This window comes from Pedobacter metabolipauper, from assembly GCF_004362715.1.
Taxonomy (GTDB): Bacteria; Bacteroidota; Bacteroidia; order Sphingobacteriales; family Sphingobacteriaceae; genus Pedobacter; species Pedobacter metabolipauper.
Window position 1 is genome coordinate 223,334 of the sequence record NZ_SNYC01000006.1, and the last position, 14,702, is coordinate 238,035.

General features: G+C 40.3%; 16 protein-coding genes. 7 read left to right on the forward strand and 9 right to left on the reverse strand.

Annotated elements, in window-relative coordinates; translation table 11 throughout:
- The first annotated feature begins 177 nt into the window (after positions 1-177).
- The 3 genes from ATK78_RS17680 to ATK78_RS17690 are packed head-to-tail and all read left to right on the forward strand — an operon-like array spanning position 178 to position 3,104.
- Entirely contained in the window at positions 178-1,473 is a 1,296-nt protein-coding gene (locus ATK78_RS17680) for a 4Fe-4S dicluster domain-containing protein (RefSeq protein ID WP_133577466.1), read from the forward strand.
- A gap of 40 nt (positions 1,474-1,513) precedes the next feature.
- A complete protein-coding gene (locus ATK78_RS17685) occupies positions 1,514-2,314 on the forward strand; it encodes a (Fe-S)-binding protein (protein ID WP_133577467.1) in 801 nt (266 codons plus the stop codon).
- Complete coding sequence (locus ATK78_RS17690) at positions 2,304-3,104, forward strand: MBL fold metallo-hydrolase (protein WP_133577468.1); 801 nt, start codon at positions 2,304-2,306, stop codon at positions 3,102-3,104. The genes ATK78_RS17685 and ATK78_RS17690 overlap by 11 nt, the downstream gene beginning before the upstream one ends.
- On the opposite strand, the gene ATK78_RS17695 is transcribed toward ATK78_RS17690, so the two are convergent.
- Positions 3,067-3,549, reverse strand: a complete 483-nt coding sequence (locus ATK78_RS17695; RefSeq protein WP_133577469.1) for a hypothetical protein — start codon at positions 3,547-3,549, stop codon at positions 3,067-3,069. The two genes, ATK78_RS17690 and ATK78_RS17695, sit on opposite strands and share 38 nt — an antisense overlap.
- A 51-nt stretch (positions 3,550-3,600) precedes the next feature.
- Between ATK78_RS17695 and ATK78_RS17700 the strand changes: the two genes are divergently transcribed.
- A complete protein-coding gene (locus ATK78_RS17700; RefSeq protein ID WP_133577470.1) occupies positions 3,601-4,080 on the forward strand; it encodes an ABC transporter ATPase in 480 nt (159 codons plus the stop codon).
- 5 nt (positions 4,081-4,085) lie between these two features.
- Here the strand turns inward: ATK78_RS17700 and ATK78_RS17705 are convergent, their stop codons facing one another.
- The 6 genes from ATK78_RS17705 to rpsF form a co-directional block, all read right to left on the reverse strand.
- Positions 4,086-4,946, reverse strand: coding sequence for a cyanophycinase (locus ATK78_RS17705; protein ID WP_243732566.1), 861 nt, complete (start codon positions 4,944-4,946; stop codon positions 4,086-4,088).
- The gene (locus tag ATK78_RS17710; RefSeq protein WP_133577471.1) at positions 4,947-5,978 is read right to left on the reverse strand and encodes an isoaspartyl peptidase/L-asparaginase family protein; all 1,032 of its coding nucleotides are present in this window, start codon (positions 5,976-5,978) and stop codon (positions 4,947-4,949) included.
- Between the two features lie 38 nt (positions 5,979-6,016).
- Positions 6,017-6,739 carry a monofunctional biosynthetic peptidoglycan transglycosylase gene (mtgA, locus tag ATK78_RS17715; protein WP_133577472.1) on the reverse strand — a complete coding sequence of 241 codons (723 nt, stop codon included), beginning with the start codon at positions 6,737-6,739 and terminating at the stop codon, positions 6,017-6,019.
- A 76-nt stretch (positions 6,740-6,815) separates the two neighbouring features.
- On the reverse strand, positions 6,816-7,259 hold the full coding sequence (rplI, locus tag ATK78_RS17720) for a 50S ribosomal protein L9 (RefSeq protein ID WP_133577473.1): 444 nt from the start codon (positions 7,257-7,259) through the stop codon (positions 6,816-6,818).
- Between the two features lie 10 nt (positions 7,260-7,269).
- Positions 7,270-7,533 (reverse strand): 30S ribosomal protein S18, encoded by a 264-nt coding sequence (gene rpsR, locus ATK78_RS17725; protein ID WP_012780908.1) that lies wholly within the window; start codon positions 7,531-7,533, stop codon positions 7,270-7,272.
- Complete coding sequence (gene rpsF, locus ATK78_RS17730; protein WP_133577474.1) at positions 7,533-7,892, reverse strand: 30S ribosomal protein S6; 360 nt, start codon at positions 7,890-7,892, stop codon at positions 7,533-7,535. The genes rpsR and rpsF overlap by 1 nt, the downstream gene beginning before the upstream one ends.
- 200 nt (positions 7,893-8,092) lie before the next feature.
- Here rpsF and ATK78_RS17735 point away from each other — a divergent pair, with 200 nt between their 5' ends.
- Positions 8,093-9,940 carry a DNA polymerase III subunit gamma/tau gene (locus ATK78_RS17735; RefSeq protein ID WP_133577475.1) on the forward strand — a complete coding sequence of 616 codons (1,848 nt, stop codon included), beginning with the start codon at positions 8,093-8,095 and terminating at the stop codon, positions 9,938-9,940.
- 3 nt (positions 9,941-9,943) lie between these two features.
- Here the strand turns inward: ATK78_RS17735 and ATK78_RS17740 are convergent, their stop codons facing one another.
- A complete protein-coding gene (locus tag ATK78_RS17740) occupies positions 9,944-10,357 on the reverse strand; it encodes a hypothetical protein (RefSeq protein ID WP_133577476.1) in 414 nt (137 codons plus the stop codon).
- Positions 10,358-10,453: 96 nt separating this feature from the next.
- Here ATK78_RS17740 and ATK78_RS17745 point away from each other — a divergent pair, with 96 nt between their 5' ends.
- The gene (locus ATK78_RS17745; protein ID WP_133577477.1) at positions 10,454-11,689 is read left to right on the forward strand and encodes an isocitrate dehydrogenase (NADP(+)); all 1,236 of its coding nucleotides are present in this window, start codon (positions 10,454-10,456) and stop codon (positions 11,687-11,689) included.
- A gap of 82 nt (positions 11,690-11,771) precedes the next feature.
- Here ATK78_RS17745 and ATK78_RS17750 read toward each other — a convergent pair whose 3' ends face one another.
- Positions 11,772-13,229 (reverse strand): aminotransferase class I/II-fold pyridoxal phosphate-dependent enzyme, encoded by a 1,458-nt coding sequence (locus ATK78_RS17750; RefSeq protein WP_133577478.1) that lies wholly within the window; start codon positions 13,227-13,229, stop codon positions 11,772-11,774.
- Between the two features lie 280 nt (positions 13,230-13,509).
- Between ATK78_RS17750 and ATK78_RS17755 the strand changes: the two genes are divergently transcribed.
- Positions 13,510-14,691, forward strand: coding sequence for a GAF domain-containing sensor histidine kinase (locus ATK78_RS17755; RefSeq protein ID WP_243732567.1), 1,182 nt, complete (start codon positions 13,510-13,512; stop codon positions 14,689-14,691).
- Positions 14,692-14,702: the final 11 nt, after the last annotated feature.

Genomic DNA, 14,702 nt, shown 5'->3' on the forward strand with positions numbered 1-14,702 from the left:
GGTTGGGAGTGCAAATGTAGTGTCTTTTTTTGAATCACAAAATCTTTTTTCAAATTTATTTTAAATAAGCGTTTTTTATTTAAAACACTTCTAAATTTTAAACTTTATGCATGCATAATAATTTCTTTTGTGGGATTTGTTTTAACTTAGCCATACTATAATAGATAAATTGAAAGAATGGTGTCACAAATCATATTTATAGCAATTACACTGGCAGCAGTAGCCTTGTTCAGTTATAACCTCAGGAAAATTATCAGGAATATCCGTCTTGGTAAAGCTGCCAACAGAACGGATCAGCCTCAGAAGAGGATTATGACCATGGTTAAAGTTGCATTCGGACAAACAAAAATGTTCTTCCGTCCGATCCCTGCTTTTCTTCACCTGATCGTTTATGCTGGCTTTGTAATCATTAACCTGGAGGTTCTGGAGATCATGATTGACGGGGCTTTTGGAACTCATCGTGTATTTGGAGGATTGGGTTCGCTTTATAATGCCCTGATCGGTTCTTTTGAGATTCTTGCTTTTGGTGTATGGCTGGCCTGTGCCATTTTCCTGATTAGAAGGAACGTTCTTAAACTGAAAAGATTTACCGGTGTGGAGATGACCAAATGGCCAAAGTCTGATGCCAACTACATCCTGATCACTGAAATTTTACTGATGTCTGCTTTTCTGACTATGAATGCGGCTGATGCCAAGCTCCAGCTGCTGGGTTCAGGCCACTATATCAATGCCGGGGCATTTCCAATAAGCCAATATCTTCAAAACTTGTTACCTGACACCGAGGGCAGCCTGGTTGCGATTGAAAGAGGCTGCTGGTGGTTTCACATCATTGGTATATTTGCATTTTTAAATTACCTGCCATATTCTAAACACTTCCACATCATGTTCGCATTCCCAAACACCTATTTCTCCAACCTGGAGCCTAAAGGTGAGTTTACGAATATGAAAAGTGTTACCAATGAGGTTAAGGCTATGCTTGATCCTTCTTTTACGCCTGAAGAGGCTGAAGCTGGACGTTTTGGAGCAAAGGATGTTAATGACCTCAGCTGGGTTAACCTGATGAATGCATATACCTGTACCGAATGCGGAAGATGTACCTCGGTTTGTCCGGCAAACATTACGGGTAAGCTGCTTTCGCCGCGCAAGATCATGATGGATACGCGTGATCGTTTGGAAGAAGTTGGTAAGAATATAGATAAAACTGGTAATGGTTTTGATGATGGCAAATCCCTGATCGACACTTACATTACCAGGGAGGAGATCTGGGCCTGTACCAGCTGCAATGCTTGTACACAAGCCTGCCCGATCAATATAGATCCTTTAGCCATTATTACCGATCTGAGAAGATATGCGGTAATGGAGGAATCACAATCACCGGCAAGCATCAGTGCCATGCTGGGCAACATTGAGAACAATGGTGCCCCGTGGAAGTATTCGCCGGCCGACCGGTTTAACTGGGCTAAAGAAAGTTAATTAAATGCGCATGTCATAACGTATTAAGAGCGTCAATAAGATGAACGAGCAACTAAATTTTGAAGTGCCTACCATGGCAGAGCTGATCGCCAAAGGCGAAGAACCTGAAATATTATTCTGGGTTGGCTGTGCCGGAAGTTATGATGAACGGGCACAGAAAACCACACGCGATATCTGCAAGATCTTACATCATGTAGGAATTAAATATGCCGTGCTTGGCACCGAAGAAAGCTGTACCGGTGACCCTGCCAAACGTGCTGGCAATGAATTTCTGTTCCAGATGCAGGCTATGACCAACATTGAGGTACTGAACGCTTACAACATAAAGAAAATAGTTACCGGCTGTCCGCATTGTTTCAATACTATTAAAAATGAATACCCCGGTTTGGGCGGAACATATGAAGTGATCCATCACACCCAGCTGATCCAGGATCTGATTAACGATGGAAAGCTTAAAGCCGAGGGCGGTGAGAGTTTTAAAGGTAAAAAGATCACTTATCATGACCCTTGCTATTTAGGTCGCGGAAACGGCATTTATGAGGCCCCACGTAAAGCGCTGGAAGTATTGGATGCCCAATTGGTTGAAATGAAGCGTTGCAAGTCTAACGGCTTATGCTGTGGTGCTGGTGGCGCCCAGATGTTTAAGGAGCCTGAAAAAGGAAATAAGGACATCAACATTGAACGCATTGAGGAAGCGCTTGAAACCCAGCCGCAGATCATTGCTGCAGGATGCCCCTTCTGCATGACCATGCTTAGTGATGGTATTAAATTAAAAGATCAGAATGAAAACGTTCAGGTTTTAGATATTGCTGAAATCACGGTAAGGGCTAATGGTTTGTAACAACCTCCATATTACCTCTTTAAATTCCGGAAGTAACGGGAACTGCTACTATATTGCCAACGATACAGAAGCCATTCTTGTTGATGCCGGACTTTCTTGCCGGGAAACGGAAAAAAGGATGCTTCGCCTGGGCTTATCCATGAGCAAGGTTAAAGCGATCTTTATTTCTCATGAACATACAGACCACATCAAAGGCTTATGTACGCTTTCGGCAAAATATAATCTGCCGGTTTATATTACCCACGGCACTTTAAAAGGCTGTCCGTTTAACATCCGGGAAGACTTGATCAGACCTTTGTACAGCCATACTGCTATTCCTATTGGTAATTTGGTGATTACCGGCTTTCCGAAACTGCATGATGCTTCTGAGCCACATAGCTTTGTGATTTCATGTGGTTCAACTACGGTTGGTGTTTTTACAGATATTGGTGCTGCCTGCGAAGAGCTTACCCATCATTTTAAACAATGTCATGCTGTATTTTTGGAAGCGAACTATGACGATGAAATGCTTAGTAAAAGTGCTTATCCTTATTTCTTAAAGAGGCGCATTAGTGGTGGTAAAGGTCACCTTTCCAATCAACAGGCCCTGGAGCTTTTTAAAACACATAAGCCTTCTTTTATGACCCATGTATTCCTTTCTCACCTGTCAAAGGACAACAACTGTCCGGAGCTGGTGTATGAGCTTTTTAACCAGCATGCCGATGGTGTTGAGATCATTGTTGCCTCCAGGCATGAGGAAACCCCCGTATATACTATTTTTGAACCAGCACTAATTGTGCATTCATTTTAGTTAGCTTTTCTAGAAGATCGCTAAGGTCTTGTGGTTCTATATTTTTTAACGGAATGGAGAGATAAGAAGCCATACTGTCTACATCGCCCTTTTTATCGTTATACGTTTGCACGATGACATCATCGCCTTTGGTGCGCAGGTACAGCTCTCCTTTTTTATCTGTACCGTAATAATCGAGGTCTTTAAACTTAACGAGGTTAAACGAGAAATATTCAACCTTACCGGACGTAAAAAATCGCTTATACCGGCAAAATCCAGTGTTGGTAACATTTAGTTCGTAACGCTTAATTGCAGGGTTTACTGGTGCTTCATTGTAATGCTCTTTCAGCATTTTCTGAATAAATGCCGTTTCTTCCGCTAACCCTATCCCTAAAGAAAAAGCCATAAAAATGCCACACAGCATTACGCCGAGGCCTATTTTCAAGTTTAATGTAAACTTTTTCATTTGGCTAATTATTTTGGAGAATCAAAGTAAATATTTTTGTATTTTTGATATATGAGTTTTTCTCCACAATCTAAAGTTTGGATCTACCAAAGCAATCGTGCATTTACGAATGACGAGGTAAATGCTATACAGCAAAAATTAAATGATTTTACTGTACAGTGGAAAGCGCATGGCCGACAGCTAGAGGCTAAGGCTGAGATCCTGTACAACTTTTTCATTATATTTTTTGTTGATGAAGCGTCTGCCGGTGTAACGGGTTGCTCTATCGATTCTTCTGTTCGTATCATTAAAGAAATTGAGAGTGAGTATCACGTTGATCTGTTTGACAGGTTTAATATGGCCTACAAAGTTGACGATAAAGTAATTGTAACCAATAAGGAGGATTTTGAGACCTTGGTTAACATCAAGGCAGTTGGTCCAAAAACCATTGTTTTCAATAACCTGGTACAAACGCTTCAGGAATTTGAGACCAAATGGGAGATTCCTTTTGAACAAAGCTGGCATAGTAAAGTATTTGCCCATCTGCTGTAACCAGGTTACTTAATATAAAACACATCACCATCTGTATACATATTGAATTGGAAACTTTCCATTTTAATGTGCCCGTTAGCAGTGATCTTTAGTTTTTTAGGATCTGTAATCCGAAGTACCTGGCTTTCGCCGCTTACCCGGATCTTTTTATTGCTCACTACAATAGCTGTTCCTTCATCGATACCGATACAGTCAAATTCTGGATGTGCCGCCAACGATGATATTAAGCGGTTGTAACGATTCCTTTTTACGAAATGCTGATCAATAATGACAGAACCCAATAAGCCCAATCCTTGCTCAAACTCTATGTTTTTATCTAGCAACTTATCAAATGTTTCCTTGTATACGGTATCCAGTAATTGCTTTCCGGTGATCATGTATTTACTCATCACTGCCGCTCCCGCGCTTGTACCCGCTATAGTTGCGCCATTTTTATAGGCTTTGTGGATCACGTCATACACCGGGGTATTTAAAACTACCTTCATAAACCGGCTTTGATCGCCACCGGTAATAAAGATCAGCTTTGCACCTGCTAAAGAATCCAGCCATTTTTTATCTGTTATATTTTGTGCGGTAAAATTCAGGTTGCCAATATGATTTGCTGCCTGTGCGGATAGCTGTACTTTTATGGCCTCAAATGAGGCTTCAGGTTCTCCGCTGGACATTGGCAGAACAATCATATAGTCTGTCGGTTTTAATCCGGCTGTTTTGATCAGATCCCGGATCAGCTCAGGAGACCGCTTTCCTCCACCTATAATAAACAGGCTTCCTTTTGGTGCATCCTTTTGCTGCGCCAGCACCGGTTGCACCATCAATGAAAAGAGGAATGCAAGAACCGTAGTTTTTAAGATTTTATGAATGAGCATCTATTTATAGATCAATACTTCAATTTTACCATCTGCTGTTACGGTTCCCCTATACATGCCTTCGGTATTAAAGGGCATGGTTACATTGCCATTTTTATCTAGTGCAATCAGTCCTCCGTCCCCACCAAGTTTAGCCATTTTGTCCAGCGATGCCTGTGCCGCATCTTTTACAGAAAGGCTCTTATATTCCATCATTGCAGAGATATCATGTGCCACTACACTGCGAATGTAGAACTCGCCCCAACCGGTACAGGAGATACCAGCAGTAAGGTTATTTGCGTAGGTTCCGGAACCAATGACCGGCGCGTCGCCTACCCTTCCGTATTTCTTATTGGTCATGCCACCTGTTGATGTTCCTGCTGCCAGGTTTCCCATTTTATCAAGGGCTACTGCTCCTACCGTACCGAATTTATTGTCTTTGTTGATGGTTCCCAGCTTCATAGATTTCTTGCTTCCATGATCCAGAACTGTTTTTGTTGAATCTTCTTTTATTGCTTTCTGCAAACCTTCCCAACGTTCATCGGTAAAGAAATATTTTGGATCTACGATCTCAATTCCGCTTTGCGCGGCAAACTTCTCTGCTCCGGCACCCACCATCATGACATGTTCTGATTTCTCCATGACCGCCCTTGCCGCACTTATTGGATTGCGAATGGTAGTTACCCCTGCTACGGATCCTGCCATTAAGGTTTTACCGTCCATTATGGCGGCGTCCATTTCATTTTTGCCATCGTGTGTAAACACGGCACCTTTACCTGCGTTAAACAGCGGATTATCTTCCAGCACATGGATCGCGGTTTCTACTGCATCCAGACTAGACTTACCTGCTTTGATGGCCTCATATCCTTTTCGCAATGCTTCTGTTAATGCAGCGGTGTATGCGGCTTCTTTTGCTGGCGTCATATTCTTTTTTAGAATTGTACCGGCACCTCCATGTACGACCATTACATATTTAACTTTTTCCTGTGCCATTGTTTTTAACGATACCAGGATCATAATCAGGCTGGCTATGGTTTTCAATTGTGTTTTCATGGTATACTGGTTAATGCCGCAGCAGTGTTCTTGTTGATCTAAAAATCCAATGGCCCTAATCTACGCATATTTCGCATGATGAGATATTGTCTGTGTTTGATATATCGGGTTGGTTTTTTAGGCGACCATTTCCTTGGATTTGGAAAACAGGCTGCGATGAGCGCGGCCTGCGAACGGGTTAGTTTTGTGCATGACTTTCCAAAATATTCTTGTGCGGCCGCTTCTGCTCCGTAAACACCATCGCCCATTTCTATTACATTCAGATAAACTTCCAAAATCCTTTCTTTACTCCATAAGATCTCGATCAGCAAGGTAAAATAGGCTTCAAATCCTTTACGGATATAGGATCTGCCGGGCCATAGAAACACATTCTTTGCGGTTTGCTGTGAGATGGTGCTGCCTCCTTTTATCTTTTTGCTGTTCTTGTTGGCCTCAAATGCTTTTTCAATGGCCTTGACATCAAAGCCGATGTGCTTTAAAAAAAGCTGATCTTCTGCAGATACAGCCGCCCGTTTCATGTTATTTGAGATGTTGTCAAAGTCGACCCATTTCTTTTCCATTTTTGAGGGCTTGTCATCACCGCTGCGCTCTATATTGCGCTGTATCATCAATAACGTGATTGGCGGGTTTACAAAGCGGTATACCAGCACCCAGAGCACAGTAACCATAAGGAACCACAAGAACACTCTTGATGCTATCGAAATTATCTTTTTAAAAAGAGCAGGTTTTGATTTGGGGGAAGCGGATTTACGTTTAGCCATTGATCAAAGATAATAAAAGGGCACAAAAAAAGCTCCCGATAATATCGGGAGCTTTTTAATAATTATTTGTAAAAGATTACTCAGCTACAACTGCGAAAGGAACTTTAACTTTCACTTCTTTGTGTAAGTTTAGGTTAGCAACATAGTCACCAACAAATTTAGGTTCAGTTTCGAAAGTGATGCGGCGACGGTCAACATCAAAACCTTGTTGTTTTAATGCATCAGCGATCATAATGGTGTTAACTGCACCAAAGATCTTACCTGTTTCACCAGCTTTAGCACCGATTGAAAGTTTAACATCTGTTAAACGCTCAGCGATACCTTCAGCATCTTTTTTAATTTTATCTTGTTTAAATGCAGCTTGTTTCAAGTTTTCTGCCAATACTTTTTTAGCAGAAACTGTAGCCAACTGACCATATCCTTTTGGGATAAGGAAGTTACGGCCGTAACCAGACTTTACATTAACGATATCATCTTTTTCCCCTAGGGATTTGATATCTTGTTTTAAAATGATTTCCATCTCTAAGTTCCTATTTTAATTGGTCAGCAACAAACGGTAACAAACCAATGTGACGTGCACGTTTTACCGCTTGAGCCACTTTACGTTGGAATTTCAATGAGGTACCGGTTAAACGGCGAGGTAAGATCTTACCTTGATCATTGATAAATTTTAACAAAAAGTTTGCGTCTTTGTAATCGATGTATTTAATACCATTTTTTCTGAAACGGCAATATTTTTTTCTGTTATCGTCCACTTTTGGAGCGGTAACATATTGTATCTGATCCTTCGCCATTATACTGCAGCCTCCGTTTTAGGTTTTTTGTTAAAAGCACCACTGCGTTTCTTTTCATTATAAGCAACCGCGTGACGGTCTAATCTAATGGTTAAGAAACGTAGAACACGCTCATCACGTTTTAGTTCTAATTCCAATTTACTAATCACCTCTCCTGTAGATTTATACTCAGTTAGGTGGAAAAATCCGCTTGCTTTTTTCTCAATCGGATACGCTAATTTTCTCAAACCCCAATTGTCCTCTTGAACAATTTCGGCTCCGCTGTCAGTGATGATCTTGCTGTATTTAGCTAATGCTTCTTTTGCAATCTCTTCTGACAACAACGGGGTTAGAACGATAACAGTTTCGTACTGATTCATTGTTATTTATTTGTTTTTTATAATTAATCCGCTCTAATTGCGGGCTGCAAAAGTAACAATAAATTTCTATAAATCAATACATAACCTAAAGATTTTTAATGTTTATTAAACCAACCAAACCGTGATGGCTTTAATTGTATTGATTTTAATTTTCCACAAATTCATTAAGCTCCATAAAAAATTTCTAATTTCGTTGGCGAATGGAGAATTTTATAGTATCAGCCCGTAAGTACCGCCCGGCAACGTTTGAAACCGTTGTTGGTCAGCATCACATTACGGGTACGTTAAAAAATGCTATAAAAAACAACCAGCTTGCACAGGCCTTTCTTTTCTGCGGACCACGGGGTGTTGGTAAAACTACCTGCGCCAGGATACTTGCGAAAACCATTAACTGTACGAATTTAACCCCTGAACAGGAAGCCTGCGGTACTTGCGACTCTTGTGTTTCTTTTCAGACCGGGCATTCATTTAACTTTCATGAGCTGGATGCTGCATCCAATAATTCTGTTGATGACATCCGGAGTTTAATTGAGCAGGTACGGATCCCGCCACAAGCAGGAAAATATAAGATCTATATTATTGATGAGGTCCACATGCTTTCGGCTAATGCCTTTAATGCGTTTTTAAAGACGCTTGAAGAACCGCCATCTTATGCCATCTTTATATTGGCAACAACTGAGAAGCATAAAATTCTTCCTACCATCTTATCACGATGCCAGATCTTTGACTTTAACCGGATCCAGGTGGATGATATTTCCGGACTTTTGGTGAAGATTGCACAGCGTGAGAACATCAGTGTTGAAGCAGACGGATTACACATTATTGCTCAAAAGGCAGATGGCGGATTGAGAGATGCCCTCTCTATGTTTGACCAGATTGTAAGTTATACCAATAAGAACCTTACCTATAAATCTGTAATTGATAACCTGAATATTCTGGATTACGATTACTATTTCAGACTAACTGATTACCTGACTACTGCCAATGTTAGTCAGGTCCTGATCTTGTTTGATGAAATATTGAACAATGGTTTTGACGGCAATAACTTCATTAATGGCCTGGCCAGCCACCTGAGAAATTTACTGGTTGCAAAAGATCCCCAGACCACTAAATTATTGGAGGTAAGTGAGAACATTAAGCAGAAATATATTCTACAGAGTGGTCAGACCCCAGTTTCATTTATACTTACTGCGTTAAATTTAGCTAACCAGTGCGATCTCAATTATAAGAACAGCAAAAACCAGCGCTTGCAGGTTGAGCTTTCGCTAATTAAAATGTGCCACATTCCATCGGTGCTTCAGCTAGCGCAACAGCCAAATAGAGTAACTGACGAAGATCAGATTAAAAAAAAAACTAATTTAAGTCCTGCTCCTGCCGCAATCGCTGAGCCTCAAAAAGCTGAGTCTGCACATTTGTCACAATCGATTCCTGCTGAACCTGAAGTACAAATAATACCTGTTGCTGCAATTCCACTGACCTCGATTACTCCAGAAAAGCCGGTTACTGAACCGCAGCGAAATCCTTCATCTCCTATAAGCATATCTCCCAATGGAAAAATAGCTTTAACCCCTTCTGTAAACAAAGGAGTTGGTACACTCATTCCTTCGTTAACAGATTTAGAGCGGGTTGCCGGTGGCGAAGATGACGATGAACCGAAATATATTAGCGGTGATGCCAAAGAAACTTTTACGTACGAATTTTTATTTGATTGCTGGACACAGTATGCCAATAAAGCAAAGGATGATGGCAAGATAAATATCTATACCATTCTTACTGCTTCTGAACCATTACTGGAATCACCTGAAGAAATTACAGTTCATGTAGAGCATAAAATTCAGGAAGGTCAGCTGCAGGCCGAAATGATTGAACTACTTAACTTCCTGAGGCCGAAATTAAAGAATTTCAATGTAACCATTAAGTGCAAGCAGGTTGTTAAGGCTGTTGTAAACCGCTTATATACCAGTAATGAAAAATATCAGTACCTGATGGAGAAAAACCCTAAGCTTGATGAATTGCGAAGAAAGTTTAACCTGGATATAAACTCCTAGCCACTACGGCATAGGAGGCGCATCATTTATTGGATAACCTTCTTCATCCAGATCGGTACGGTCATCCTCTGGTGTACGTGCCAGATATTCATCTTCCGGGCTTACTTCAAGTATCTCTCCGTTATCAATGTGCATGGCAGAATTTTCCAGGCCTTTTTCTACCTGTTCTTCTTTCGTTTTGTATTCATCTCCTATATACGGATTGGCTTCATCATAATCTGAGTTATCATCTTCACCATTTGGGGCAGCCGTATCATAAGGAAGCGGATGATCGTAGTCTTTATCTTCACCCTTTACATCGATTTCAAAGCTGTTGCTCTCTTCATCAAAATTCAGATTGTTAAAATCTTTGGTCTCTCCTAAATCTGGAGTATGTAATTTATCGGTGGCTTTATTTTCTGATTGCTCTTCGTTCATAATAGAATATCTTAATGTCATTATAACGTTATCGAATCTTTATTTGTTTTGGTTTTTATATCTTTGAGTTTTCAAAATTAAAATTGCATCGATAATATGTCAGTACAAAAAATTAAAGTAACGCAGCCCGTTGTAGAGTTAGATGGTGATGAAATGACCCGTATCATTTGGAAATTCATTAAAGATAAACTTATCCTTCCTTACTTAGATCTTGATATTAAGTATTATGATTTAGGTGTTGAATATCGCGATGAAACCAACGACCAGGTTACAATTGATGCTGCTGAGGCCATTAAACAATATGGTGTAGGTATCAAATGTGCTACGATCACTCCTGATGAAGATCGTGTAAAAGAATTTAATTTGAAACAAATGTGGAAATCACCAAACGGGACCATCCGTAATATTTTAGATGGAACTGTTTTCCGTGAGCCTATTGTAATGAACAATGTTCCACGTTTAGTACCGAACTGGACTGCTCCAATCTGTATTGGCCGTCATGCTTTTGGCGATCAGTACCGCGCTACCGATTTGGTAACTAAAGGTAAAGGTAAACTGACTTTAACATTTACTCCTGAAGATGGTGGTGAAGTTCAGTCTTTTGATGTTTACAACTTTAAAGGTGATGGTGTTGCTTTGGCAATGTACAATACTGATGAAAGTATCCGTGGTTTTGCCAATGCTTGTTTTAACCAGGCACTGATCAAAAAATGGCCTTTATATTTATCTACAAAAAATACAATCCTTAAAAAATACGATGGCCGTTTTAAAGACATCTTCCAGGAGATCTTTGAGAATGACTTCAAAGCTAAATTTGACGAAGCTGGTATTACTTACGAGCACCGTTTGATTGATGACATGGTTGCATCTGCCTTAAAATGGAACGGCAACTTTGTTTGGGCTTGTAAAAACTACGATGGTGATGTTCAGTCTGACACTGTTGCCCAAGGTTTTGGTTCATTAGGCTTAATGACCTCTGTATTGGTTACGCCAGATGGAAAAACAATGGAAGCTGAGGCTGCGCATGGTACAGTGACCCGTCACTACCGCGATCATCAGGCTGGCAAACCTACATCCACCAACCCAATTGCTTCGATCTTTGCATGGACCAGGGGATTAGAGTTTCGCGGTGTATTAGATAACAACCAGGAGCTGATTAAATTCTGCCAGGCTTTAGAACAAGTTTGTATTGAAACGGTTGAAAGCGGCAAAATGACTAAAGATCTTGCGGTTTGTATCCACGGAAACAAAGTTGAGCACGGTAAACATTACTTATATACTGAAGAGTTCTTAGCAGCAATTGATGAGAATTTACAAGCCAAATTGGCATAAAGGTTAATTTTCCGGATTTAATCCGGGAACCTAAATTATTCAGGATTGTGCCGAATCCTATAATTAAAGCCCTGAGTAAAACTCAGGGCTTTATCATTGCCAGCCTTTCGCTAACCAGCTTCAAGGCTTCTTCTAAACTTTTTAAGTTTACGGTACCAAAGCCAAATCGCAGATAATAGATATCAACGTCCGGGATATCTGCATTTGGAATTATTGGCATATCCATACCATGTTCTTTAAGATATTCTACAACTTCATTTACACTACAGTATGCCGGAAAACGAAACCAAAAACTTAGCCCGCAATCGGGTTTATTTACTTTAGCATAATTACCTACATAGTGTTCCAGCTCTATGGCAATATTGTCCCTGTCTTTCTTTTTTGCTGCTCTTGCCTGCCTTACACAAAGCCAAAGATCTCCATTATAAATCATTTTCGTGATTGCCTTTTCTTCCAGAATACTCCGGTATGGATTTATCCTTAATAAATTTTGATCCAGCAAGGCAATAAATTCTGCCGCGGCTATGACCACTCTTGTATTGGACATATATTCAGAAAGCCGGCTTAATGCTCCGAGATAGATCACATGTCCATCATGATTATAGTTGGCAAGAGGAATGAACGGGGTAGACTTATACCAAAATTCATGGTAATCATCTTCTTCTACGATATAGAATTTATGTTTTTTAGCCAGTTTAATTAATCTGGAACACTCTTCGGGCTTCAGTTGATTACCTTCAGGGTAGCTGCACTGTGGTCTTAAGTACAACAGATCAATCTTTTTTTGATTGAGCAAATTTTCCAGCTTCTCAAAAAAGTTGATATCATAAGTACTTAGGTCATAACTATTGGTTTTACAATACTGCAGTGATTCACTAAGAATTACATCTTTTGGCGCTGTATTTACCACTGCACTTCCAGGCTTAAGTAAAAATTTAAACACAGTATCCAGGCATTCCTTCCTCCCAAAGATGAGATGGAGACAATCGCGATGGATCTCAAACCGTCTATGTACATTGAAATAATAACGGATGGCTTTTTTTAACTCTGCAGACTTAAACGTTTCTAACTGTTGCCTGGAGTTCATCTCCAGAAAGCTATTTTTAATTTCAACCAAGTAATTGTAATTGTGTATTACGGGCTGATAATATGGATTGACGGTATCAAAGCCTATAGAAAGAAATGATTGCGGCTGCATCACTACATCTGGCTTTAACAGCTTAGCATGGTCCAGTTTTATGGGCAGCTCTGTTAAAAGATTTTCATCAGGCCCATCCAGCTCTGGAATCCTATCGGCCACAAAGGTTCCGGAGCCGCTTACAGTGGTGATCCATCCCAATGCCGCCAGCTTAAAATAAACCCGCTTGACTGTGTTGACGTTAATTCCATTAAGTTTGGCAAAGGCCAGCTGAGACGGTAATTTTTCTCCCGGTCTGACTTCTTTGGTTTTTATTTTATCTATAAAATATTCCAGTATTTTGTCGCTGAAATTTTTTACAAGCGGAAAGTCTATTTTCCACTGGGCATTAATTTTACGCATAAGATGAGAGATTAATTTATAAACGTTAGGCTAATTTAAACTATACTTACGAGAAATAGAGCATTATAAAAAGCAGGCTATCTCATAATTGGTAAAGCAGGCTATATAAAGTGCTTCCAGGAATGAATAATCTATTTAGTTTGTTTCATGAAATTTTATGAGTAACTCTGATTTTGGTTTTTCCTTTTATCGCCTTAAGTTACTTGCCAACCAACTTTGTTAGTAGATAGATATTAATTTTAATTGTTAAATTTGCGGTAATAAATTAAAAAAACTAGACGTGATAAATTCTCCGATACGTATACTGGCAGATGTTGAAGCGATCTCAAAAATACCTGTAGTTGATAACATTCTTGAAGTGATTTGCCGGAGTACGGGTATGGGCTTTGCTGCAATTGCCCGGGTAACGGAGGACAGATGGGTTGCCTGTGCTGTACGTGACGAAATCAACTTTGGATTGGTACCAGGAGGGGAATTGAAAATTGAAACCACCATCTGCGCTGAGATAGAAAAGAGTAAGCAATCGGTTATTATTGATCACGTTGCTCAAGACAATCGCTTTCATGATCACCATACACCGGCCATGTATGGCTTTCAAAGTTATATTTCTACACCCATTATACTTCAAGACGGCACCTTTTTCGGTACTCTTTGTGCCATTGACCCCAGGCCTAATCAACTAAACACACCAGAAACTATTGGTATGTTTAATCTTTTTGCCGAATTGATCGGCTTTCATCTGAATGCATTGGAACAGGTGGAGATGAGTAAAAGCAAGCTTTTAGAAGAACAGAAGACTGCTGAACTTAGAGAACAGTTTATTGCTATTTTAGGCCATGACCTTAGAAATCCTGTAGGCGCAATCCGTAACAGTGCACAACTGCTGAACCGGATGCCTTTGGAAGACCGGGCATCCCGTTTTGTACGCATTATTCAGGACAGCACTTTTCGCATCACCGGTTTAATTGAGAATGTACTGGATTTTGCCCGCGGACGTTTAGGTGGGGGCCTCACCTTAAATCGTAAACCGAATGAACAGCTTGAAACTACCTTGGTGCAGGTTGTTACCGAGTTAGAAACCATCTGGACTGATCGTACAATAGCTTTTCAATGTAATATTAATGGTTCTGTAAGCTGCGATGCAGAACGCATTGCACAACTTTTTTCAAACCTATTGGGTAATGCCCTTACCTATGGTGATCCGGATACTCCTGTAAAAGTTAACGCAACAAATGAGGATAATCAATTCTCTTTACGGATATCAAACTCCGGCAAAAAAATTCCTGATGCTGCAATGGCTCTGTTGTTTCAGCCTTTTTCCCGTGGTGATGTTGAAAAAAGCAAGGAAGGACTAGGCCTTGGGCTTTACATATCGTCTGAGATTGCAAAAGCACATCTTGGAACTCTTGAGGTATCATCAACTGAGAAGGAAACTAGCTTTCTTTTAAAATTTCCGAGCTAATCAAACTGCTG